This window comes from Aeromonas sp. S12(2024) (genome assembly GCF_041402305.1).
GTDB lineage: Bacteria > Pseudomonadota > Gammaproteobacteria > Enterobacterales > Aeromonadaceae > Aeromonas > Aeromonas veronii.
Genome location: NZ_JBGLRB010000001.1, coordinates 142,655 through 163,983, shown reverse-complemented (window position 1 = coordinate 163,983; position 21,329 = coordinate 142,655). Strand labels below are relative to the sequence as shown.

Here is a 21,329-nt window from a genome sequence, read left to right as displayed (position 1 = left end):
TTTCGCCATCCACCACATCGCCGGATAACCGCAGCAGGCTGGAGGCTGTAATCCACGGGCGGTAGCGTGGGTTTTTGTAGGTTGGCGTAGAGCGTAGCGAAATACGACTAGCGAATATTATTTAGCCAACCAGAGTGTAATAAATATGGATGATAGCCTACAAGAGATGAGATAAATAGCATCATAGTTTCTACTATAAATTAAAAAGGTTTAAAAATGAAGGTTATATCAGTATTCAATAACAAAGGTGGAGTTGGTAAAACAACCTTAACTTATCACATAGGTCATGCATTATCAGAACTTGGGAATAAAGTACTAATGATTGACGCAGACCCACAATGTAACCTAACTATATATTCAATAAGAGAAGATGTCATTCATAAAATATGGGAAGAAGAGGATCGTTTTATTGATGAGGGCTTTGAAGCAACCAAGAAACACTTAAGTCCAGATGATTTCTCCTTGATAAACAAAACAACTAGAAGCTTACACTATCTAGTAAAACCAACAGAAGAGGGTACAGGTGATCTTGAATCACTACCACCACCGTTTAGAATAACTCCATCGCTGGATATAATACCTGGAAGATTATCTTTGCATTTATTTGAAGAGAAAATCGCCGGTCGATGGACTGATTTATACCGAGGAGAACCTCTTGCATTAAGAACAATAACAAAAATTAGAGAATTGGCTGAAAGATATTCAAGTACTCATGGTTATGATTATGTCATTGTAGATACGTCGCCAAGCCTAGGCGCCCTGAATAAATCAGTAATATCAACTGTTGATGGCTTCTTTATTCCCGCACTTCCAGATTTATTTTCTTTATATGGGATAAAAAACATAGGCAAGGCTCTTTCTTCATGGAAGGAAGAATTTGATATCATATATAAGCTAATTTCTACTGAGAAAAGGAAAAATTTCCCAGAGCAATTTGTTACATTTTTGGGATATACGATTTACAACGCAAAGAAATATTCAGGCTCTAAAAATGAGTGGAATCTTGCCGAGGCTCATTACAATTATGCCAAACAAATCCCACAAACCATTAAAGAAAATATAAAAGGTGATCTCAGGAATCACTTAGATGATACGCAGTTAACTTCACCAATTGGAGGTAATGAAATTATGCTAACACATAATACATTTCCATCAATGGCTCAATATTATCATCAACCTATGTGGAAAATACCAGATCTATTACCCAACTTGGTTGAACCTCAACATATAAATACGTTAAGAGGCTCTAGCGCAAAATATCGAGAAACTGGCCCTGCCTACAAACGCTTTGTTAATGACTTAATCAATAGAATTGGTTTGTTAGGTGATATATGAGCAATAATGGCAATTCTAAAAAAATAGTCAATGAGTATATAACTCACAAACATGTTTTTCAGCGATTTTTAAACGCTGTTGTTGATTCATTCACTCTAGAACCAAAATTAAATGAATATGGAAGCCCAATAATACATAGCATTAAATACCGTTTAAAAAATGAATCTCACCTAGAAAAGAAATTGGAGAGGAAGGCAGAGCAAACATCACCGATCACAGTTGAGAATGTATTCGAAAGAATTACTGATCTTGCAGGTGTAAGAGTACTTCACCTATATCAAGACCAATTACCAAAAATCCATGAATTTATTATGGGGATGGTTTCAAACGGTGATTGGACACTAAATGAACCCCCGGTAGCTTATTCATGGGATCCTGAATCCCAGCGTTTTTTTGAGTCACTAAACTTAGTGGTTAAAATTAAAGAAAGTTATTATACAAGCATCCATTATGTTGTAAGACCTGCAAATGACGAACGCGTGAAATGTGAAATTCAGGTGCGCACATTGTTTGAGGAAATATGGGGGGAGATAGACCATACGGTAAACTACCCAGAACAATCATCATCTGTTGCGACAAAAGAACAACTTAGAGTGTTGTCTAAGTTGGTATCTACCGGCTCGAGATTAGCTGACTCAATATTTCGGCTAGACCACTTCGAAAAAGAATAGCCTGAATATTATAATAACGACTTTTATTTTAACATTCGCATCATGGCCTCGACCTTTCGGTCGCCCACATCTTCTGTGACCAAATCAGCGGTGCAATTCACTTCGTTCATTGCACCCTACGGTACTTGATACGCACCTCTGCGATTAACAAGGACGTTATGTTCAAGCTTGAAACAACACATCTTATCCTGCGCGATATGCAGCCAACTGATGAGGCGGCATTTGTCGCTATCTCGCAAGAGAGCAAGTATCAGCGGTTTTACAGCGAATCAGATTGCGACCCAGATAAATATCGGCAGCTCACCAAGCTGTTTATCGAGCAGGCAAATGAACACCCTCGCACCGCCTATCAACTGGCCATCGAGTACAAGGCAACCGGGAAATTTATTGGCACGGTCTGCCTGCGTCTTGAAGCGAATAATCAGGCGTCGATGGGATGTGGCATGGCCCGCGAATATCAGGGGAATGGACTCATACATGAAGCCGCATACGCCTTGATGAACGTTGGTTTTCGCGAATTAGGCGTACACCGGATCTATGCAGAAACCATCAGCCAGAATCGCGCTGCGATTCGGTTATGCAAGGCGTTGGGTATGAGACAAGAGGGATATTTTCGCGAACACCGTTTCTTCAAAGATCAGTGGTGGGATACCGTGGTATTGGCCATCCTCCAGAGCGAGTGGCACTGATGTTACGCCGACCAAACGAGGATTCTCGCTGATGAAGCGAATTCTGATTATTGGCAACTCGGGATCTGGCAAGAGCTGGTTGGCGGCTCGATTGGCTGAGGGGTTAACTATCCGCGAGGTCAATCTGGACAGCATTGTCTGGCAGCCGGGCGGCTTTAACCAAAAACGGCCCCAGCATGAGATTGACCATGCCATTCAAACTCTTGCTCAAGCGCCCTCATGGGTGGTCGAAGGGGTATTTGGTGCCCTGGCCGAGCAACTGCTTGATGCCGCTGATACCCTGCTCTTTCTGGATCTCGACTGGTCGGTATGCCGTGATTCACTGCTATCACGCGGATCACAAAGCGCCAGGCAACGGGATGCAGTGGCAGCGGAAAAGAACTTTCAACAACTGCTGGTGTGGGCATCGGAATATGGGCAGCGAGCCGGCAAAAGCTCCCGCCACTTCCATCGCGAGCTGTTTGATCGATTCCCAAACGACAAGCACCATTTCACGACTCGTGAAGCGGTAAATAGCTATCTCACTCAACTGACCACTCATAGCTCACGGGGTAGAGGATGACGCAAGAGGAGTTGGCGAAAATGGGGGGCGCTTCGGTAAATATCCAGCTGCTGGATGGCAAACCCTGTATCAGAAAAAGCGGCGCATCGCCTGTCGAGCGCCATTTCTACCAACGCGCCGCACTGCATTTAAGCGGGCTCAACACTCCTGCCCTGCTCAAGGTCGAAGGGGAGACCCTGTTCCTTGAGCAGATCCCTCATCCGGTCACGCTCACGCAGCTGCACCACAACGAACAGACCTTTGCTCAGCTGGCCAACCTTCATAACGCCAACTATCAGCCCGACTTTGCGGTGAAAACTCACGGCTGGTCGCTCGTCGACACCAACGAGGCGCTCTCTGTACTCTGCTTGCCGGAAGCGGTAAACGAGAAGATCCGCCATATCCAGCAAGTTGGTCACGAACTATTCGAGGAGTCATGCCTGATTTCGGGAGATAGCAATGAAGGCAACTGGGGCACCCGCAACAATGGTGAGCTGGTGTTATTTGACTGGGAACGATTTGGTTATGGCAGCCCGGCCATCGATCTGGCCCCGCTGGTGCCGCGGATGGGTTCACGGGCTGAGTATGAAACCATCATTGAACGCTATCAGCGCCACAGTTCGCTGCACTCTGGCGACCGGTTGCTGCGCCATCTCGTCATGGCCAAGTGCTGGCTAATTATTGAAGTCACCAATCTGCTGACCAGAAGGGAGAAGCCGCAGGCACAGCAATATCTGGAGTGGTATCGACAACAAGTACCCCACTGGCTGGAGTCGGTAGCGCATATTGTGTAATCACCAGCAACATCTCGCAGGTTGACGCCAAAGGCAGTGAAGCCCAACAGTCACTACAAAAAACATGATATTTCAATATCTTATAAAAATCACTTACCTATATAACATGACCCAATACAAACAGACGCCAAAACCTGACCATATGTTTTTCAGAAAATTTATATCCTATCTGGCTATTACCTTGCCTATCGGCCTGATCCCGGAATTTATTCGGCAGGATTTTCATCTGGATTTGCTCTCATGGCAGGAGGGCGGCCGCCTCACTCTGATCATGATTGGCGTCGCGGCGGCAATGGCGGGAATTGACTGGCTCGTGCATCGCTATCGAAACAAACGACAGCAGCCAAAGGGCCCGGTTGGACCAAACAGGTAAGGGAAGATCGGGCTGCCAAAGATATAGCAGCCCCGTGCCATCAGGAGAGCATGCTTCTTAGCATCCAGGCGGTTTTTTCATGAATATCGATGCGCTGGGTCAGCACATCGGCGGTGGGCTGGTCATTGACGGCATCGACCAGATCGAACAGTTTTCTGGCGGTTCTCGCCGTGGCTTCTTGCGCCAACACCAGATGTTTGAGCATTTCACTGGCACAGGGCACCCCTTCGACCTCCTCAATGGAGGAGAGACGGACAAACTCCTTGTATGTGCCGGGAGCGGGAAAGCCCAATGCGCGGATCCGCTCGGCGATAACATCCAGCGCATTCCACTGCTCGGTGTATTGATCCATAAACATATTGTGCAGGCTGTTGAACTGCGGGCCGGTTACGTTCCAGTGAAAATTGTGGGTCATCAAATAAAGGGTGTAACTATCGGCAAGCAGTGCCGACAATCCATCCGCAATTTTCTTGCGATCGGCGGCTGAAATACCGATATCCATTTCTGGTAAAACCACACTCTCTTTTTTCATCACGCTAACTCCTGTCATTGGCTTTCGGCTTGATAAATTTGGCCGATGCTTTTGCAACAATCATCCCGCCGACCGACGCTACGGCATTCAGGCGATAGATACCGTGACGCTGGTCGACTATTCTGGCCGACAGCGCTACTTTGCTGCCGATATCGATGGGAGCAATAAAACGAACGGTCAGCTCCGCTGTTAATCCTCTTATTCCCCGTTGCAGCAACGCATGTGTCATCACCGCATCGAGCAGGGTGCTGGTCATGCCGCCATGCAAAATATCGCTGTAACCCTGATGGCGCTGGTCGGCAATAAACAGCCCTTCCGTCGTCCCTTCCTCCCCCTGGTAAAAGCGAATTCCCAGTGAATCCGGGTTATGAGTGCCACACACCATGCAACGGGCGTGGGACATCATGGTCTGTTGATAACTCTCTGATTGATATTCATCCACTTGATCTGTTCACTCGCTATTTGGTCACTCGCATGTTGAGAACAGAGTGCTAGGAGAGCAGCTCTTCGATGGCAGCATGTGCCTGGGTGCCATAGATGATGGAGGGGCCGCCTCCCATCAATACCGCGACATCCACGGTGGCAATGAGTTCCGCTCGCGAAGCACCGGCCTTCACGGCCCCGGCAACATGGGCGGCAATGCAGCCATCGCAGCGGGAAGCGATACCAATACCGAGGGCGATCATTTCCCGATATTTCAGCGCCAGCGACTCGTCCTCTTTCATAACGGCTTTGTGCAGCGCAATAAACGCATTCATGGTATCCGGGCTGCTCTTGCGATAAGCAGAGCCAAGCTGGTGTTGTTCTTTATTGATCTCTCGATAATTTTTCATCACGTTATTTCTCCGGTGTGAAAATCTCACCTTTATAGAATGACTGCACTGTCATGCTGATTAACCAGATGATCAATACAATCAGGGCACACACCACTATTTTGGCCAGATAATACGGAATGATATTACCGGTTGCGTCGGCAAACATGGCCGAGGCTGCGGAAAATGCCGCCAGTGGAAATGAGTACGCCCACGAAGAGAGAAAAAATTTCAGTTTCAAAAAAGTGAGGGTGTTGTACATCAGCAAGATAAATACAAACAGCGCAAAATAATAAATGACATGGGCAAACAGATCGCTGGCACTGGCTATTTCGCTATACGAGATAAATCCGATGGAAGGCGGTGCTAACAGAATAAACATGGTGGGCATCAGCTTCTCAGGCAGGCTCTCATGAAAGAACAGCCGATAGAGCACTATGGTCAGCAGAGAGAACCAGAAAATAAGGCCAATGCTGAAGAAGAACAGGCTGATCTCGTGAAAGCCAAGCGGCACGCACCCCAGGGGCACCACGATATTGCCGACAATCGGTATAAACCATGCCGGATTGGTGTGGGTGATTGTGAAATGGTCGCGATGGATCCAGTTGCTCATGATGTAGAGGGTGAAGAGCAGCTGCAAGCTGGCGCCCACCGACCAGAGGGCCAGCGCCGCATCATGCCAGCTGGCCCAGTAGGCGGATTGCAGCAGCAAGCTGATTGAGATGGTCGGGAAGAAATTGATCCTGACCGGGTGTTTCAGCTCATGCAGGAACTCGTCATTGTGTCTGAGGATTTTCCAGCCATACATCACCAGAAACGTCGCCAGTAGCAGGGATGACAAGACCCCGAACAGGAACCCTGCCGACTGCAACAGCAGCAGATCCGGAAATGCCTTGCGACAGGCAATCGCCGCCCCCGTCAGCCCCATGATGATTGAAAACAGTGTGACAGGCATATGTGCAATCTTGGTTATGGAGGGGATTTGCTTACCCTCTTGATTCAGGTTTTCCATCAACGTTCCCCTCCAGTTCGGCCTAGCGGTAGTGCTTACTCTTCACAACATTTCTTGTGGTTGCGCTGACGGTTGCCCTGACATCCCTGCTGTTGTCCGGAGGCTGACTTGCAGCAACCCCCTTTGCCAAGGCGGCCACGGGGAGCGCATTGACGGCTTCCCTTGCCGTGATGGCCAGCCCCCTCTGCGCAGCGCAATGCACTGCCCTGTTCAGCAGATGTCAGCTCGGTCAGATTGCCCGACTCATTGCTCAGCATGTCGGCCATAGCGAGACGCCCCTGACTGGCCTGATAGACGGCAAGCCCGCTGCCCAGCAGCTTGCCAAGCATCTTGCTACCGATATTTTTCAACACGATACGACGAGCCCCCTGCGCCTGAAGCAGCTCTGCCAACGCACTTTTGCACTCGTTGCCTGCCACCGGATTGGCGATCTCTGCCAGGGTGCCCCCCTGTTCATCTACGAATACAAAGCGCTCTGCCTTGGCAAAATGTCCTGCGATATGGTCGTCATTCATCGGAATGGCTGTGATGATGGTCATTTGACCTCCTGCTATCACTGTTGATTTTCCGGCCCTGCCCCTTGCCACTCTGCATTCGTCCCCTTGTTCAGGATCTTCCCGCAGGCTTGCCGGTTGGCATGGCCATGTTCCCAGCCTCTTGCAGCAACCAGATGAAGAGCCGTACGCATCAACTTTTACTGGTTTAGTCACGCATCATTCGGCTCGATAAGCGTCTGATCATGATGCTGCCGTAATTGGCATATGCCATGTATACGCTCAGTTTATGGCATATGCAACAAACTATTTTTTCCAACGAAGAGGTTTAGGGACTCGTTAAAGCTCGCCCTGGCATCATTCCAGGGCGCGCCTATCCGCTATTCGCGAGGGCAAAAGGCAGGGGGAGAAATGGCGCATAAAAATCCTAATCCGCCCGGCGAAATGGCGACTTTTTGTGAGAAGGGTCACATCTGATGGCGCCGTTTAACCACATATAAATCCAGACCCTGCTGATGATTAATTTATTGATATGGCGCATTACAAACCTGGTGGTGAGCCTGACATCAATTCATTTATCTGTTTTTAAAGAAAAAATTGATGAGCGGCTGAAAATGACGAGTCCTGCCTGAAAACGGGATCTTCATCACATCCCGTTTTGCTTCGCACAAAAATCCAGTGATTAGCACATTTGTCCGATAGGGAGGGTGCGGGCGAGCCGCGATAATGATCAGGTCATTTTTATCCAGTACGTCGATACGTACTCACGCATAGCTTCCGTCACCGGAAGCGGGGAGAGCGCAATGATCACCACCTTGATCAATGAACATCTGATCAACCTCGATTTGAAAGCGACGCGTAAGGAAGAGGTCTTCACCGAGATGGCCCGCCTGCTGGCGTCGCAAGGCAAGGTCAGCGACGAGCAGGCCTTTATCAAGGATCTGTGGGCCCGCGAAGAGCTGGGCAACACCGGCTTTGAAGAGGGCGTAGCCCTGCCCCACGCCAAGAGTGCAGCGGTATGCAACCCGGCGGTCGCCATCGGCATCAGCCGCAACGGCATCGAGTACGGCGCCGAAGATGGCAAGCCGTCCCATATTTTCTTTATGATCGCCTCCCCCGATGGCGGCGCCAACCACCATATCGAGGTGCTGGCCGAGCTCTCCGGCAAGCTGATCGAAGAGGGCTTTATCGCCAAGCTGCTGGCGGCGAAAACTCCGGCCGATGCGCTGGCGCTGCTGCTGGCCAAGAAAGAGGAGCAGAGCGCAGCCCCGACCACCAGCAAAGGCTTTATCATCGGTGTCACCGGCTGCCCGGCCGGTATCGCCCACACCTATCTGGCGGCCGAGTCGCTGGAGCGCGCCGCTCGCGAGCTGGGTTATGAGGTGAAGGTGGAGACCAACGGATCCATCGGCGTCAAGAACAGCCCGACTGCGGACGAGATCGCCCGCGCCACCGCCATCGTGGTCGCCTGTGACAAGCAGGTGGACATGGCCCGCTTCAACGGCAAGCCCCTCATCAAGACCGGCGTGAAGGCCCCCATCAAGGATGGCAAGGGTCTGATCGAGCAAGCCCTGAAAGCCCCCGCCTATGTGGCTGGCAAAGAAGATAAAAAAGGTGAAGAGAAGAGCGCGGGCGGCAGTTCCGATCTCTATCGTTTTCTCATGAACGGTGTATCGCACATGATCCCGTTTGTGGTGACCGGCGGTCTGTTGATTGCGCTGGCACTCGCCATCGGCGGCAACCCGACCCCGAGCGGCATGCAGATCCCGGAAGGGAGCATGTGGAACCAGATCCTCAACGTGGGCGTGGCCGCCTTCACCCTGATGATCCCCATACTGGCGGGCTATATCGCCTACGCCATCGGTGATCGTCCGGCACTGGCACCGGGCTTTATCGGCGGCTGGATCGCCAACAACGGCAGCTTCTACGGCGCGGATGCCGGTACCGGCTTTATCGGTGCCATCATTGCGGGCCTGTTGGTCGGCTATCTGGTGCGCTGGATTGCCACCCGTCAGTACCACAAGATGGTGCAACCGCTGGTGCCGATCCTGATCGCCCCCATCGTCGGGTCGCTCTTTATCGCTGCGGTATTCATCTTCATCATCGGTGCCCCGATTGCCGACATGATGACTGGCCTCAACGCCATGCTGCTCTCCATGAGCGGTGGCAGTCTGGTGCTGCTGGGTATCGTGCTGGGTGGTATGGCGGGCTTTGATATGGGTGGCCCGGTCAACAAGGTGGCTTTCCTGTTCTCGGTCGGCATGATCGCCTCCGGTCAGACCCAGTTTATGGGTGCCATGGCCTGCGCCATCCCGGCTGCGCCCCTTGGTATGTCGCTGGCGACCGTACTCGGTCGCAAGCTCGGTATCTTCGATGCCTCTGAAATCGAAGCGGGCAAAGCCGCCGGCGCCATGGGTCTGGTGGGGATCTCCGAAGGGGCGATTCCGTTCGCCGCCCGTGATCCGCTGGCCGTGATCCCGGCCAACATTCTGGGCAGCATGACCGCCGCAGTGATGGCCTTCCTGTTTGGCATCACCAACAGCGTCGCCCACGGTGGCCCCATCGTGGCCCTGCTGGGTGCGGTCAACAAGCCGCTGCTGGCCCTGCTCTGCATGATCTGCGGTGCCATCGTCACCGGTGTGGTGGCGGTTGCCCTGAAAAAACTGCGGGTCAAAAAGAGTGATGAGATAACTCTGGCCAAGGCGGCCTGAGTCCCTCTCGCCATCGCGGCTCATAGAGCATAAAAGAGGCCACCCCACGGGGTGGCCTCTTGTTTTTTGTGGATAGCTGGCGGGCCGTATTTCCCAAAATCGCCCCCCGAGAAATGGTGGTCAACAAGCACTCTTCCTCGTCTCTCCCCTTTCCTTTACTTGGATCCCTTCTTGCCTCTCCCCTCCTCAGCCCAGCACTCACACAGAGCGCCAAACTGGCTGAAATGGCAGCAATCTGGCGTCAGCGGTGTGATGTTTCTCACGCTTTGTCCGCGAAAGCGCAAAAACTAGGAAAATTTCCTATCCCCACTAGGGATGGCTCTCAAGCCATTTTTTGCCCCTCTTATTAGAGTCACCCCACCTGATGTCGTGACCCGCACCGCGACGGGCAATGTGCCCCGTCATCCCGTGCCGGGCCCGGGTTTATATGGATGGAGCGTCGAGCGCAGCAACGGCTGACAGCCCCGACGTTCCGTTCCCCCTTCCGTGGCGTGACCTCGAACAACCTATCTACAAATGAGGGGCGCGGCGGAAATACCGTCTATCTCGCAGAGGATGAACGAAGATGTTGAAATTGCTCCAACAGGTCCGGGTCCCCACCCTGGACCTGCCGGTCGAAGCCCGGCGCAAGCTCTGGTTCAAGCCGTTTATGCAATCTTATCTGGTTGTATTTATTGGCTATTTGACCATGTATCTGATCCGCAAGAACTTCAACATTGCGCAAAATGACATGATCCAGGAGTACGGTCTCTCCATGACCGAGCTTGGTATGATCGGCCTTGGCTTCTCCATCACCTACGGGGTGGGCAAGACCATCGTCTCCTACTACGCCGATGGCAAGAACACCAAGCAGTTCCTGCCGCTGATGCTGATCCTCTCCGCGCTCTGCATGCTGGGCTTCAGTGCCAGCATGGGCGGCACCGGTTTCAGCCTCTACTTCATGATCTTCTTCTATGCCCTGAGCGGTTTCTTCCAGAGCTGTGGCGGTTCGTGCAGCTACTCCACCATCACCAAGTGGACCCCTCGCAACAAGCGCGGCACCTATCTCGGTATGTGGAACCTCTCCCACAACGTGGGCGGTGCCGGCGCGGCCGGTGTGGCGCTGTTCGGTGCCAACTACCTGTTCGATGGCAACGTGCTCGGCATGTTTATCTTCCCCTCCATCATCGCGCTGATCGTCGGCTTTATCGGCCTGCGCTTTGGTAGCGATTCACCGGAAGCCTATGGTCTTGGCAAGGTGGAAGAGCTGTTTGACGAAGTGGCGAGCGAAGAGGATATCGCCACCGAAGAGCAGCAGCTGACCAAGTGGCAGATCTTCGTGAAGTATGTGCTGCTCAACAAGGTGATCTGGCTGCTCTGCTTTGCCAACATCTTCCTCTACGTGGTGCGTATCGGTATCGACCAGTGGTCTACCGTCTATGCCCACCAGGAGCTGGGCTTCTCCAAAGACGTGGCTATTCAGGGCTTTACCTTCTTCGAAGTAGGCGCACTGGTCGGCACCCTGATGTGGGGTTACCTCTCCGATCTGGCCAATGGCCGTCGTGGTCTGGTGGCTTGCGTGGCACTGGCGCTGATCATCGCGACTCTGGGTCTCTACCAGCATGCGACTACCCAGTTTATGTTCCTGGGCTCCCTGTTCACTTTGGGCTTCCTGGTGTTTGGTCCGCAACTGCTGATCGGCGTCGCCGCCGTGGGCTTCGTCCCCAAGCAGGGCATCAGCGTAGCCGATGGCGTCAAGGGGACCTTTGCTTACCTGATTGGTGACAGCTTCGCCAAACTGGGTCTGGGCATGATCGCCGATGGCACCCCCATCTTCGGTCTGACCGGCTGGACCGGCACCTTCGCGGCGCTGGACATCGCAGCCGCCGCCTGTCTGGTACTGATGGGCTGTGTCGCGGTCGCCGAGGAGCGCAAGATCCGCCGCATCAAGCGCGAACTGAAAGCCGCCGAGCTGGCCGCCCAGACCGCCTGATAGCCATAACAACAGACGCAGATTGTTCAGGGCCACCCACAGGGGTGGCCCTTGTTGTTTAGAGCAACCAGACACCCGACTGGCCCGGCATGAGCCTGCACAGCCGTTCAAGGGACGGGCATATCCCCATCAAGATCCCACTTTTCATATGGACTTTTGGTAAAAGCCCCCCGCTGGCGCTATCTTGTTGCTCCCCCTTGTCAGCATCACAGAGAGCAGATGAAGATCGTCGCCGTCACCGCTTGCCCGACCGGTATTGCCCATACCTATATGGCTGCCGATGCCCTGCAAAAAGCCGCCACTGGGCTGGGACTCAAGATCAAGGTCGAGACTCAGGGCGCCATGGGCATGGAAAACATGCTGACCGCCCGCGATATTGCCAGCGCCGACCTGGTGCTGATTGCCTCCGATATCGAGATTGAGCAGAAAGAGCGCTTCCTCGGCTGCACCATCCATCAGGTGAGACTGGAAACCGTGCTGCTGGATGCCAACGCCGTACTCAAGGCCCTGCCGATCCCGGCCTGATGCTGACCCGCGAAATCACCTTCTACTGCCAGCAGGGGTTGAGCATCACCCAGGCCAAGCAGTTGAACCGGCTGGCGGGGATGTTCAAATCCACCATCCGCTGCGCCAACCTCACCCGGCGCCAGACCGTTGCCGCCAGCAACCAGCTCTCCCTGTTGACCCTCGCCACCCAACCCGGCGATCTCTGCCAGTTGCAGATTGAAGGGTGCGATGCCGAGCTCGCCCACATGGCCTTCACCTGCTGGTGCGGCGAACTGGGTCAACCGCTGGTGCGCCCGCGCACCGCCGCGCTGGCGGAGTTGCGACTGGCCAACGCTCTGCCCGACTACCATTTTGCCCTGCGCCAGCTGGCCCACAGCCCCGAACCGCTGACCAAGGCCGAAGCCCTCGAGCATCTGATCGATCTGCTGCCCGCCGAGCTGATCACCGACCGCGCCACACTGACCGCCGCGGTGGAGCGGCGCGAGCAGGTCTCGGCCACCATCATCCGCCCCGGCCTTGCCATGCCTCATGTATTGAGCGAAGGGATCAGCCAGCCAGCGCTGACCCTGCTCAATTGCAAGGAGCCCATCGAGTGGGGCTCTCAAATCGGGCCGGTGCAGACCATTATTCTGCTGGCGGTGCCGGTTGGTAGCGGACGGGAGACCCTGCGCCCCCTCACCCGACTGGCGCAGGCGATGATCGACGATGTGGTCAGCCACGCCCTGCTGTTGGCGGGCTCGGCCCCCGCCCGTCAGGCTATCGTCATCGAGAGCCTGCTAAGCTAGGCGAATTGGCTCTGGGCACTGCTTGCTGTAACGCCAGCCATTCATCCTGTCCTCAGCCCCTGTGGTACACTCGCTGCCATCGTCTGTCTGAAGTGTGTATCCAATGAAATCTCCCCGCTCCCGTCTCTCTGTCAGCCGTGCGCCGCGCGATAACGCCCCGCGCACGGCGGCCAAACCAGCCGCACCCCGCCATGCATCCCCCCGCAAACCGGAGCAGGCCCCAGCGGATCGCAAATTGCTCCTGCTAAACAAGCCCTATATGGTGCTCTGCCAGTTCACCGACGAGGCGGGCCGCGAGACTCTCAAGGATTACATCAAAGAGCCCGGCATCTACGCCGCAGGGCGGCTCGATCGCGACAGCGAGGGGCTGCTGCTGCTCACCAACGATGGCAAGCTGCAGGCGCGCCTCACCCAGCCGGGGGAGAAGACCCCCAAGACCTACTGGGTGCAGGTGGAAGGGATCCCGAGCGAGGAGAAACTGGCCGCCCTGCGCGCCGGGGTGGAGCTCAATGACGGCATGACCCTGCCCGCCGGGGCGCGCATCATGGATGAACCTGCGGTATGGCCGCGCAATCCGCCCATTCGCGAGCGCAAGGAGATCCCCACCAGCTGGCTGGAGATCAAAATCATCGAGGGACGCAACCGGCAGGTGCGGCGGATGACCGCCCATATCGGCCACCCCACCTTGCGCCTTATTCGCTACGCCATCGGCGACTGGACCCTGGATGGACTGGCACCCGGCGAGAGCCGCAGCCTGCCCGCCCCCGAGCTGGTGCCGAGCTCCAGCAGCCGCCCGCGTCCCGCCTCATCCCGTTCAGGCGCTCATACCGCCAAACCGGCCAAACCGGCAGGGGATGCGCCACGGCGGGCCAGCCAGCCGAGACGGGACGAGCGCCCCCGCAGCACTCACCCAACCGAGCGCGCAGCCACGAACCCGACCGGCGGCAAACCCCGCAGCAGCGGGCGAGGAACGGCACGCCGACCCGCCCGTGCGGGCAATCCAAATAGCAGCGACAAGGAGTCATGATGAGCAATCAGGCAGAGCACTCGACCACCAGCCACGCCCGCATGGAGGCGCGCCTGACGGTCGCCGCCCTGGTGCAGTGGCAGGGGCGCTTTCTGGTGGTGGAAGAGGAGATAAAAGGCCAGCGCCGCTTCAACCAACCCGCCGGCCATGTGGAGCCGGGGGAAAACCTGCTTGAAGCGGCCTGTCGTGAGCTGAAAGAGGAGACGGGTCTGACCGCCACGCCGACCGCCTGGCTTGGTACCTATCTGTTCAAACCGGCCGACAGCGAAGCCACCTATGTGCGCACCGCCATCATCTTCGACCTTGAAAAAGCGCCTGGTCAGCACCATCCAGAGGATCCTGACGGCGATGTGCTGGCTTGCCACTGGCTCACTCTGGAAGAAATAGCTGAATGCAAACCGGCCCTGAGAAGCCCCTTGGTGTGGCAGTGTATTCAGGATTATTTGGCGGGGACACGGCTGCCACTGTCGGCACTCAAGGCCTTTATTTGAGGCCATTTGACACTCTTTTTCGGTGACAAAGGCCAACGACAGAAAAACGATTTCCTGCTATCAGGCTCCTGATGGGAACTGCGGCATGGATATGTGACCGGGGGCGCAAAACTCTGGTAGAATACGCCCCGTTTAAACGAACTGGTAACTTCGACTAATGACAGACAACAGCCAAATCAAGGTGATCGTCGGCATGTCCGGCGGCGTGGATTCTTCCGTCTCGGCCTACCTGCTCCAGCAGCAGGGCTATCAGGTCGAAGGCTTGTTCATGAAGAACTGGGAAGAAGACGACACGGACGAGTACTGCTCTGCCGCCCAGGATTTGGCTGATGCCAAGGCCGTCTGCGACAAGCTGGGGATGAAACTCCACACCATCAACTTCGCGGCCGAGTACTGGGACAATGTGTTCGAGCACTTCCTCGAAGAGTACAAGGCTGGCCGCACGCCAAACCCCGATATCCTTTGCAACAAGGAGATCAAGTTCAAGGCGTTCCTCGAATTTGCCGCCGAAGAGCTGGGTGCCACCTACATCGCCACCGGCCACTATGTGCGCCGTGACGACAGCACCGGCCGCCCGCGCCTGCTGCGCGGTCTCGATACCAACAAGGATCAGAGCTACTTCCTCTATACCCTGAGCGAGAAGCAAGTGGGTCAGAGCCTGTTCCCGGTTGGCGATCTGGAGAAGCCCGAGGTGCGCCGCATCGCCGAGCAGCTCGATCTCATCACCGCCAAGAAAAAAGACTCCACCGGCATCTGCTTTATCGGCGAGCGCAAGTTCAAGGACTTCCTGGCCAAGTTCCTGCCCGCCCAGCCCGGTAAGATCGAGACCGTGGATGGCAAGGTGATCGGCGAGCATCAGGGTCTGATGTATCACACCCTGGGCCAGCGCAAGGGGCTCGGTATCGGTGGTCGCAAAGATGCCACCGAAGAGGCCTGGTATGTGGTCGACAAAGAGGTCGAGCGCAACGTGCTGGTGGTGGCGCAGGGCGAACATCCCCGCCTTTACTCCGATGGTTTGATTGCCAGCCAATTGCACTGGGTGGATCGCACTCCGATCCGCGAGCCGCGTCGCTGCACCGTCAAGACCCGCTACCGCCAGCAGGATATCCCCTGCCTGATCCAGCCCATCGACGACGAGACCATCCGGGTCATCTTCGACGAGAAACAGGCTGCAGTGACCCCGGGCCAGTCCGCCGTCTTCTACGATGGGGAAGTGTGTCTGGGCGGCGGCATCATCGAACAACGTTTCAGCCATCCGGTTTGAATCCTTAACAGAAGGCAGCAGACGTGAGCGATAAATTCCAAGACAGAACCATGGCCTTTGCCGGCATCTGCCAGGCCGCGTATCTGGTGCAGAAGGTGGCCCGAGACGGCAGCTGTGACGAGGCCGCCCTGCGCGAGAGCCTCTCCAGCATTCTGGTGACCAACCCGAGCCAACCGCTCGAGGTGTTCAACAACACCCATCTGGCCATTCGCGACGGCTACCGCGCGCTGGTCGAGCAGCTGGGTGCCGACGGCAGCCAGAAGAATGCCGAGCTGACCCGCTACGTGGTGAGCCTGATTGCACTGGAGCGCAAGCTGGCCAAGCGCAAGGACATTCTCAATATGCTGGGTGAGCGGATCAGCCAGATTGGCCGCCAGCAACAGCACTTCGATCTGCTCGACGAGCAGATTTTGGCCAACATGGCGAGCATCTACAGCGATCTTATCAGCCCCATCGGGCCTCGCATCCAGGTGGCGGGTACCCCGCTGTTCCTGCAGCAGCCGCTGGTGCAGCACAAGGTGCGTGCTCTGCTGCTGGCGGGCATTCGTGCCTGCGTGCTGTGGCGTCAGCTCGGTGGCAGCCGCACCCAGATCATCTTCGCTCGCAAGAAGATGGTGGAGCTGGCCAAACGTTACTAATCATCGGCTCGCGTGCGGGCAAGGAGGTCGACATCAGGGCAAATAGCCGCACATCCGCCTTGATGACGACTCAACCCCACGCGCGAGTGGATACGGATCCCCCACACAAATCATCAGGAGTTCACCCCATGGAGCTGTCCGCGCTGACTGCTGTTTCCCCGATTGACGGTCGTTATGGCGACAAGGCCGATGCCCTGCGCCCTATCTTCTCCGAATTCGGCCTGCTGCGTTTTCGCGTCGAAGTCGAGGTGCGCTGGTTGCAAAAACTGGCCAGCCACGCCGGGATCCCGGAAGTCCCTGCCCTGAGCGCGGCCGCCAACGCCCTGCTCGACGGCATCGTCAGCAACTTCAACGAGAGTGACGCCGCCCGCATCAAACAGATCGAGCGCACCACCAACCATGATGTGAAAGCGGTGGAATACTTCCTCAAAGAGAAAGTCGAAGTGAACCCGGAGCTGGCGGCTGTCAGCGAGTTCATCCACTTCGCCTGCACCTCGGAAGACATCAACAACAACTCCCACGGTCTGATGCTGAAAACCGCTCGCGAAGAGGTCATCAAGCCTTATTGCGAAAAGCTGATCAGCGAGCTCAAGCGTCTGGCCCACGAGTACCGTGACATGCCGCTGCTCTCCCGTACCCACGGCCAGCCGGCGACCCCGAGCACCATGGGCAAGGAGATGGCCAACGTCGCCTACCGTCTGGAGCGCCAGTTCAAGCAGATCATGGCGGTGGAGATCCTCGGCAAGATCAACGGTGCAGTCGGCAACTACAACGCCCACCTCAGCGCCTACCCGGATGTGGACTGGCACCAGTTCTCCGAGGAGTTTGTTACCTCCTTGGGCCTGACCTGGAACCCCTACACCACCCAGATCGAGCCGCACGACTATATCGCCGAGCTGTTCGACGCCATGGCCCGCTTCAACACCATCCTGATCGACTTCGACCGCGATGTGTGGGGTTACATCTCCCTGGGTCACTTCAAGCAGCGCACCATCGCCGGTGAAATCGGCTCCTCCACCATGCCGCACAAGGTCAACCCCATCGACTTCGAGAACTCCGAAGGCAATCTGGGTCTGGCCAACGCCGTGTTCCAGCATCTGGCGAGCAAGCTGCCTATCTCCCGCTGGCAGCGTGATCTGACCGACTCTACCGTGCTGCGCAACCTGGGTGTGGCGGTGGGTTACTCACTGATTGCCTATCAGGCGACCCTCAAGGGTATCTCCAAGCTGGAAGCCAACGACGCCGCCATGGCCGCCGATCTGGATGCCAACTGGGAAGTGCTGGCCGAGCCTATCCAGACCGTGATGCGCCGCTACGGTATCGAGAAGCCCTACGAGAAGCTCAAGGAGCTGACCCGTGGTCGCCGCGTCGATGCCGAAGGGATGCGTACCTTTATCGACACCCTGGAATTACCGGAAGCGGTCAAGGTTGAGCTGAAGAAGCTGACCCCGGCCAACTACATCGGTGACGCCCAGCGTCTGGTCGATCTGCTGAAGTAAGCCAACCGGCAGTGACGAAGGGGCCCTGTGCACAATACGCCACAGGGCCCCTGTTATTTTCCCTGCCACGGCAGGATCCCGAGTGGCTTTTCCCAAGCCTGCCTTGGGCAAAACCTCTTTGCGAGACACGAGAAACAGCATGTACGAACTCAATCTGGATATCGCTCACTTCCTCGAGCACTACTGGCAGAAGCGCCCGCTCCTTATCAAGGGTGGCTTCAAGGACTTTCAGGATCCCATCAGCCCGGATGAGCTGGCGGGTCTGGCCATGGAAGAGGTGGTAGAGTCGCGCCTCGTCACCCGTTTCGACGGCAAGTGGGATGCTGCCCACGGCCCCTTCGAATCCTACGACCATCTGGGCGAAGAGAACTGGACCATTCTGGTACAGGCTTGCAACCACTGGGCCCCCGAGGTGAACGAGCTGGCGGTGCCGTTCCAGTTCATTCCGGGCTGGCGCTTTGACGATGTGATGGTGAGCTTCTCCACCCCTCACGCGGGTGTCGGCCCCCACATCGACAACTACGATGTGTTTATCACCCAGGGTCTGGGCAAACGCCACTGGCGAGTCGGCGATGCCAAGCCGCTCAACGAGTTCGCCGCCCATGCCGCACTGCTGCACTGCGAGCCGTTCGAGGCGATCATCGACGTCATCATGGAGCCGGGCGATATCCTCTACATTCCGCCCGGATTCCCCCACGAAGGCTACGCCATCGAGCCCTCCATGAACTTCTCGGTGGGTTTCCGTGCACCGGATGCCAAGGCGCTTATCTCCTCCTTTGCCGATCACCTGATCGACAACGAGGTGCGTACCGAGCGTTACGGCGATGCCGATCTCAAGCCCCGCGCCCGTCACGGCGAGATCCAGCCCCACGAGCTGCACCGTCTGCGCGAGCTGATGCAGCAGGCTCTCGATGACGAGACCCTGTTCAAGGAGTGGTTCGGCACCATGATCTCCGAGGCCAAGCACGATCTGGACGTCAATCCGGTCGAGCCGGACTACAGTGCCGAGGAAGTGGCCGACCTGCTGACCCAGGGCGAGCCCGCCATCAAGGTGCCGGGTCTGCGCACCGTCTGGTTTAGTGGTGAGAGCCAGCAGTGCTTCATCGACGGCGAAGCCTGGACGCTGCAGAGCGAAGACGCGGCAGCCATTTCGCTCCTGTGCGACAAGGACATCATCACCCAGGCCGACATGGTGGAGCTGGCCGATCAGGCCGGTTTCCTGCAACTGCTGACCCGTCTGGTCAACCGCGGTTACTGGTTCTTCAACTGATCCGGCGGTAACTGAAGGATAAAAAGGCGCCTTATGGCGCTTTTTTTGTCACTCAGAGGCGGTTCAATTAACAATCGATGCGCGAAGCTGAACCTACTCTTGATGAACCGACAAGTGGTGATTTATTGAGCTAACATGGATGGGTATCATGCGTCCGTCCCTGTTCAAAAGAGAAGCGCCACCATGCAAATCACCTCCCGGCCCATGCCGCTGCCCGATTACGGCAAATACCCCTCCTCTCCCGCTGTCACGCCCGAGCAGGTCAGTCAGGCCCGTAACGAAGCACTGACCAAGAAGGATGAATTGCAGGCACAGAGCGAAGAGAAAGCAACGGCTCGCAGAACCCTGGCGGTCTCTTATACGGCTAACCAGCAAGATAAAGCCGTGGTGGAGCGCTACCTGGAGGCCAGCGGTCAGGAGAGCGACAGCAAGTCGGGCCCAAGCACGGCTGATATGTATCAGGCAGCGAATCGCTACCAGCGCCAGCAGAATCTGAGCGACTACATGCAATTCCAGCAGAGCCCGCTCGCCCAGCAGATGGGTGACATGGTGGGCGAAGATAATCGCAAGGGCACCCAGCTCGATATCATTGCCTGAGCCAATTTGCTCGAATAAGCCCGGCAGGGACCAATACAAGATGAAAAAGCCCTCGATGAGGGCTTTTTCGTTATAGCTTGTCGCTGCGACGTCTCGCTATGAATGGGACTCTTCTGCCTGCGCATCCGGCAGCTCGTCGGGGAGTTCATCAAACAGGGGGTGATAGAGCACCTCACCCTGCACACCCGCAAAACCGCGCTCCTGCAGCTCCATCGCCATAAAGCAGTCGGCAGGCACCTCATAGATGCAGTGCAGGCCAAACTCGCTGGCCGGACGGAAACCGAAACGGCTGTAATAGGCCGGATCCCCGAGTACTACCACCCCTTTCCAGTCCATCTCAAGCGCCGTATCAAGCCCTTCACGGATGAGATCAGAACCAATCCCCTGACCTTGCCAGTCGGGATGAACCGCAACTGGTGCCAGACCGAGCCAGGGCCCTTCCATGCCGTTAATGGTGATCGGGCTTAGCATCAGGTGCCCCATGAACTCGTACTCTTCCTCTTCGACCATGGTCACCACGGCAGCACCACATTCGCGCAGGCGGTTGACCAGTTCGGCCTCATCGGAACGACCGAAGGCGGCACTCAGCAGCTCATAAACCGGCAGCATGTCACCGGGGCGCTCGGTTCTCAACATCAGGTATTACTCCTCGTACAGCAGAGCGGGCATTATTCCACACAACGGCTGGTCATTCTGAGTACCTTTGTCCAAAAATGGGAGGGTGCACTCAGGAAAACGAGCTGCAAACTGCTGCTGCAAGGCGGTTAGCGTAGCCGGGGTGACCCTGTTCATCGCCTCGCGGTAGGCCAGCCAGAGGGCGGGAGCCTCCCGCGCCAACCGAGCAAAGGTCAGTTCGGGCGTTTGATGCCAACAGCCATCCAGCTCATCGACCAGCTCCGGCAGCTCCACCAGCAGCCGTAACTGCTGATAGCGTATCTGCGACGAGTCACAGTTGCCACCCAGCGCCTGCGCCATCAATTGGTTGAACCAGTGGCGCCGTGATGCGCGCTCCTCGCGGCTGAGCAGATCAGGCCCCTGACGCTGCAGCGCGGCCAGTTGCAGCAACCACGCCAGCCCCTGTTCATCCCTGTCTTTCAGCAAGACGCCGCCAAGATGGGACAACTGCTCCGGTTCGGCCTGCTCCAGCAGATCGACGGGATAACAGTGCAGCGCCAGCAACCTCTCAAGATGCGGCGGGCAGCGCAGAAAACAGGGCTTCTCCCCCGCGCCCCTCTCATCCACAAAGAGCGAGATAGCCAGCTTACCGTTGGCGCTCTGCCGATCCAACGTTACAGGATCCCACAGGATCACCACG

Annotated in this window: 24 protein-coding genes; 18 read left to right on the top strand and 6 right to left on the bottom strand. The window is 55.9% G+C overall.

Annotation, left to right across the window (positions count from 1 at the left end; genetic code table 11):
• Positions 1-216 precede the first annotated feature (216 nt).
• From ACB035_RS00785 to ACB035_RS00760, 6 genes are all read left to right on the top strand, one after another.
• Complete coding sequence (locus ACB035_RS00785) at positions 217-1,335, top strand: ParA family protein (protein ID WP_371166431.1); 1,119 nt, start codon at positions 217-219, stop codon at positions 1,333-1,335.
• The gene (locus ACB035_RS00780) at positions 1,332-2,006 is read left to right on the top strand and encodes a RelA/SpoT domain-containing protein (RefSeq protein WP_371166430.1); all 675 of its coding nucleotides are present in this window, start codon (positions 1,332-1,334) and stop codon (positions 2,004-2,006) included. The genes ACB035_RS00785 and ACB035_RS00780 overlap by 4 nt, the downstream gene beginning before the upstream one ends.
• A gap of 158 nt (positions 2,007-2,164) precedes the next feature.
• Positions 2,165-2,695 carry a GNAT family N-acetyltransferase gene (locus tag ACB035_RS00775; protein ID WP_371166429.1) on the top strand — a complete coding sequence of 177 codons (531 nt, stop codon included), beginning with the start codon at positions 2,165-2,167 and terminating at the stop codon, positions 2,693-2,695.
• 31 nt (positions 2,696-2,726) lie between these two features.
• Positions 2,727-3,257, top strand: a complete 531-nt coding sequence (locus ACB035_RS00770) for an AAA family ATPase (RefSeq protein WP_371166428.1) — start codon at positions 2,727-2,729, stop codon at positions 3,255-3,257.
• The gene (locus tag ACB035_RS00765) at positions 3,254-4,030 is read left to right on the top strand and encodes a phosphotransferase family protein (protein WP_234916333.1); all 777 of its coding nucleotides are present in this window, start codon (positions 3,254-3,256) and stop codon (positions 4,028-4,030) included. The genes ACB035_RS00770 and ACB035_RS00765 overlap by 4 nt, the downstream gene beginning before the upstream one ends.
• Before the next feature lie 106 nt (positions 4,031-4,136).
• On the top strand, positions 4,137-4,403 hold the full coding sequence (locus tag ACB035_RS00760) for a hypothetical protein (protein ID WP_371166427.1): 267 nt from the start codon (positions 4,137-4,139) through the stop codon (positions 4,401-4,403).
• Between the two features lie 40 nt (positions 4,404-4,443).
• On the opposite strand, the gene ACB035_RS00755 is transcribed toward ACB035_RS00760, so the two are convergent.
• The 5 genes from ACB035_RS00755 to ACB035_RS00735 are packed head-to-tail and all read right to left on the bottom strand — an operon-like array spanning position 4,444 to position 7,298.
• Entirely contained in the window at positions 4,444-4,935 is a 492-nt protein-coding gene (locus ACB035_RS00755; protein WP_005334596.1) for a Dps family protein, read from the bottom strand.
• 4 nt (positions 4,936-4,939) lie between these two features.
• The gene (locus ACB035_RS00750; protein WP_224969703.1) at positions 4,940-5,377 is read right to left on the bottom strand and encodes a PaaI family thioesterase; all 438 of its coding nucleotides are present in this window, start codon (positions 5,375-5,377) and stop codon (positions 4,940-4,942) included.
• A 49-nt stretch (positions 5,378-5,426) separates the two neighbouring features.
• On the bottom strand, positions 5,427-5,768 hold the full coding sequence (locus ACB035_RS00745; RefSeq protein ID WP_167566217.1) for a carboxymuconolactone decarboxylase family protein: 342 nt from the start codon (positions 5,766-5,768) through the stop codon (positions 5,427-5,429).
• 4 nt (positions 5,769-5,772) lie between these two features.
• Positions 5,773-6,759: an SLAC1 anion channel family protein gene (locus ACB035_RS00740; RefSeq protein WP_371166426.1), complete on the bottom strand. Its 987-nt coding sequence runs from the start codon at positions 6,757-6,759 to the stop codon at positions 5,773-5,775.
• Between the two features lie 35 nt (positions 6,760-6,794).
• On the bottom strand, positions 6,795-7,298 hold the full coding sequence (locus tag ACB035_RS00735) for a NifB/NifX family molybdenum-iron cluster-binding protein (RefSeq protein WP_371166425.1): 504 nt from the start codon (positions 7,296-7,298) through the stop codon (positions 6,795-6,797).
• A 758-nt stretch (positions 7,299-8,056) separates the two neighbouring features.
• On the opposite strand from ACB035_RS00735, the gene ACB035_RS00730 reads away from it, so the two are divergent.
• The 11 genes from ACB035_RS00730 (at position 8,057) to ACB035_RS00680 (ending at position 20,014) form a co-directional block, all read left to right on the top strand.
• Positions 8,057-9,964 carry a fructose-specific PTS transporter subunit EIIC gene (locus tag ACB035_RS00730; RefSeq protein WP_371166424.1) on the top strand — a complete coding sequence of 636 codons (1,908 nt, stop codon included), beginning with the start codon at positions 8,057-8,059 and terminating at the stop codon, positions 9,962-9,964.
• Between the two features lie 565 nt (positions 9,965-10,529).
• Complete coding sequence (gene uhpT, locus ACB035_RS00725; RefSeq protein WP_005353611.1) at positions 10,530-11,936, top strand: hexose-6-phosphate:phosphate antiporter; 1,407 nt, start codon at positions 10,530-10,532, stop codon at positions 11,934-11,936.
• A gap of 219 nt (positions 11,937-12,155) precedes the next feature.
• Complete coding sequence (locus ACB035_RS00720) at positions 12,156-12,461, top strand: PTS fructose transporter subunit IIB (RefSeq protein WP_005334611.1); 306 nt, start codon at positions 12,156-12,158, stop codon at positions 12,459-12,461.
• Entirely contained in the window at positions 12,461-13,228 is a 768-nt protein-coding gene (locus ACB035_RS00715; RefSeq protein WP_101529903.1) for a PTS sugar transporter subunit IIA, read from the top strand. Before ACB035_RS00720 ends, ACB035_RS00715 begins: the two co-directional genes overlap by 1 nt.
• 103 nt (positions 13,229-13,331) lie before the next feature.
• Positions 13,332-14,255, top strand: a complete 924-nt coding sequence (gene rluE / locus ACB035_RS00710) for a 23S rRNA pseudouridine(2457) synthase RluE (RefSeq protein ID WP_236562114.1) — start codon at positions 13,332-13,334, stop codon at positions 14,253-14,255.
• On the top strand, positions 14,255-14,746 hold the full coding sequence (locus tag ACB035_RS00705; protein ID WP_042054431.1) for an NUDIX hydrolase: 492 nt from the start codon (positions 14,255-14,257) through the stop codon (positions 14,744-14,746). Before rluE ends, ACB035_RS00705 begins: the two co-directional genes overlap by 1 nt.
• A 157-nt stretch (positions 14,747-14,903) precedes the next feature.
• Complete coding sequence (gene mnmA / locus ACB035_RS00700) at positions 14,904-16,010, top strand: tRNA 2-thiouridine(34) synthase MnmA (RefSeq protein ID WP_005353619.1); 1,107 nt, start codon at positions 14,904-14,906, stop codon at positions 16,008-16,010.
• Between the two features lie 23 nt (positions 16,011-16,033).
• Positions 16,034-16,648: a high frequency lysogenization protein HflD gene (hflD, locus tag ACB035_RS00695; RefSeq protein ID WP_005334622.1), complete on the top strand. Its 615-nt coding sequence runs from the start codon at positions 16,034-16,036 to the stop codon at positions 16,646-16,648.
• 128 nt (positions 16,649-16,776) lie between these two features.
• Entirely contained in the window at positions 16,777-18,147 is a 1,371-nt protein-coding gene (purB, locus tag ACB035_RS00690) for an adenylosuccinate lyase (RefSeq protein ID WP_005334624.1), read from the top strand.
• Between the two features lie 139 nt (positions 18,148-18,286).
• On the top strand, positions 18,287-19,417 hold the full coding sequence (locus tag ACB035_RS00685) for a cupin domain-containing protein (RefSeq protein WP_005353621.1): 1,131 nt from the start codon (positions 18,287-18,289) through the stop codon (positions 19,415-19,417).
• 183 nt (positions 19,418-19,600) lie between these two features.
• Positions 19,601-20,014 (top strand): hypothetical protein, encoded by a 414-nt coding sequence (locus ACB035_RS00680; protein ID WP_021229911.1) that lies wholly within the window; start codon positions 19,601-19,603, stop codon positions 20,012-20,014.
• Between the two features lie 96 nt (positions 20,015-20,110).
• On the opposite strand, the gene ACB035_RS00675 is transcribed toward ACB035_RS00680, so the two are convergent.
• Entirely contained in the window at positions 20,111-20,650 is a 540-nt protein-coding gene (locus ACB035_RS00675; RefSeq protein ID WP_139442391.1) for a GNAT family N-acetyltransferase, read from the bottom strand.
• Between the two features lie 285 nt (positions 20,651-20,935).
• Here ACB035_RS00675 and ACB035_RS00670 point away from each other — a divergent pair, with 285 nt between their 5' ends.
• Complete coding sequence (locus ACB035_RS00670; RefSeq protein WP_368175128.1) at positions 20,936-21,016, top strand: polyketide synthase docking domain-containing protein; 81 nt, start codon at positions 20,936-20,938, stop codon at positions 21,014-21,016.
• Positions 21,017-21,329: the final 313 nt, after the last annotated feature.

What these genes read in the sequence shown, in the direction of transcription:
- ACB035_RS00745 (WP_167566217.1), bottom strand. Translation starts at nt 5,768, where the DNA reads ATGAAAAATTATCGAGAGATCAATAAAGAACAACACCAGCTTGGCTCT.
- ACB035_RS00765 (WP_234916333.1), top strand. Translation starts at nt 3,254, where the DNA reads ATGACGCAAGAGGAGTTGGCGAAAATGGGGGGCGCTTCGGTAAATATC.
- uhpT (WP_005353611.1), top strand. Translation starts at nt 10,530, where the DNA reads ATGTTGAAATTGCTCCAACAGGTCCGGGTCCCCACCCTGGACCTGCCG.
- ACB035_RS00680 (WP_021229911.1), top strand. Translation starts at nt 19,601, where the DNA reads ATGCAAATCACCTCCCGGCCCATGCCGCTGCCCGATTACGGCAAATAC.
- ACB035_RS00675 (WP_139442391.1), bottom strand. Translation starts at nt 20,650, where the DNA reads ATGTTGAGAACCGAGCGCCCCGGTGACATGCTGCCGGTTTATGAGCTG.
- ACB035_RS00740 (WP_371166426.1), bottom strand. Translation starts at nt 6,759, where the DNA reads ATGGAAAACCTGAATCAAGAGGGTAAGCAAATCCCCTCCATAACCAAG.
- ACB035_RS00685 (WP_005353621.1), top strand. Translation starts at nt 18,287, where the DNA reads ATGTACGAACTCAATCTGGATATCGCTCACTTCCTCGAGCACTACTGG.
- ACB035_RS00735 (WP_371166425.1), bottom strand. Translation starts at nt 7,298, where the DNA reads ATGACCATCATCACAGCCATTCCGATGAATGACGACCATATCGCAGGA.
- mnmA (WP_005353619.1), top strand. Translation starts at nt 14,904, where the DNA reads ATGACAGACAACAGCCAAATCAAGGTGATCGTCGGCATGTCCGGCGGC.
- ACB035_RS00775 (WP_371166429.1), top strand. Translation starts at nt 2,165, where the DNA reads ATGTTCAAGCTTGAAACAACACATCTTATCCTGCGCGATATGCAGCCA.
- purB (WP_005334624.1), top strand. Translation starts at nt 16,777, where the DNA reads ATGGAGCTGTCCGCGCTGACTGCTGTTTCCCCGATTGACGGTCGTTAT.
- ACB035_RS00785 (WP_371166431.1), top strand. Translation starts at nt 217, where the DNA reads ATGAAGGTTATATCAGTATTCAATAACAAAGGTGGAGTTGGTAAAACA.
- ACB035_RS00730 (WP_371166424.1), top strand. Translation starts at nt 8,057, where the DNA reads ATGATCACCACCTTGATCAATGAACATCTGATCAACCTCGATTTGAAA.
- rluE (WP_236562114.1), top strand. Translation starts at nt 13,332, where the DNA reads ATGAAATCTCCCCGCTCCCGTCTCTCTGTCAGCCGTGCGCCGCGCGAT.
- ACB035_RS00755 (WP_005334596.1), bottom strand. Translation starts at nt 4,935, where the DNA reads ATGAAAAAAGAGAGTGTGGTTTTACCAGAAATGGATATCGGTATTTCA.
- ACB035_RS00760 (WP_371166427.1), top strand. Translation starts at nt 4,137, where the DNA reads ATGACCCAATACAAACAGACGCCAAAACCTGACCATATGTTTTTCAGA.
- ACB035_RS00705 (WP_042054431.1), top strand. Translation starts at nt 14,255, where the DNA reads ATGAGCAATCAGGCAGAGCACTCGACCACCAGCCACGCCCGCATGGAG.
- ACB035_RS00720 (WP_005334611.1), top strand. Translation starts at nt 12,156, where the DNA reads ATGAAGATCGTCGCCGTCACCGCTTGCCCGACCGGTATTGCCCATACC.
- ACB035_RS00780 (WP_371166430.1), top strand. Translation starts at nt 1,332, where the DNA reads ATGAGCAATAATGGCAATTCTAAAAAAATAGTCAATGAGTATATAACT.
- ACB035_RS00770 (WP_371166428.1), top strand. Translation starts at nt 2,727, where the DNA reads ATGAAGCGAATTCTGATTATTGGCAACTCGGGATCTGGCAAGAGCTGG.
- ACB035_RS00715 (WP_101529903.1), top strand. Translation starts at nt 12,461, where the DNA reads ATGCTGACCCGCGAAATCACCTTCTACTGCCAGCAGGGGTTGAGCATC.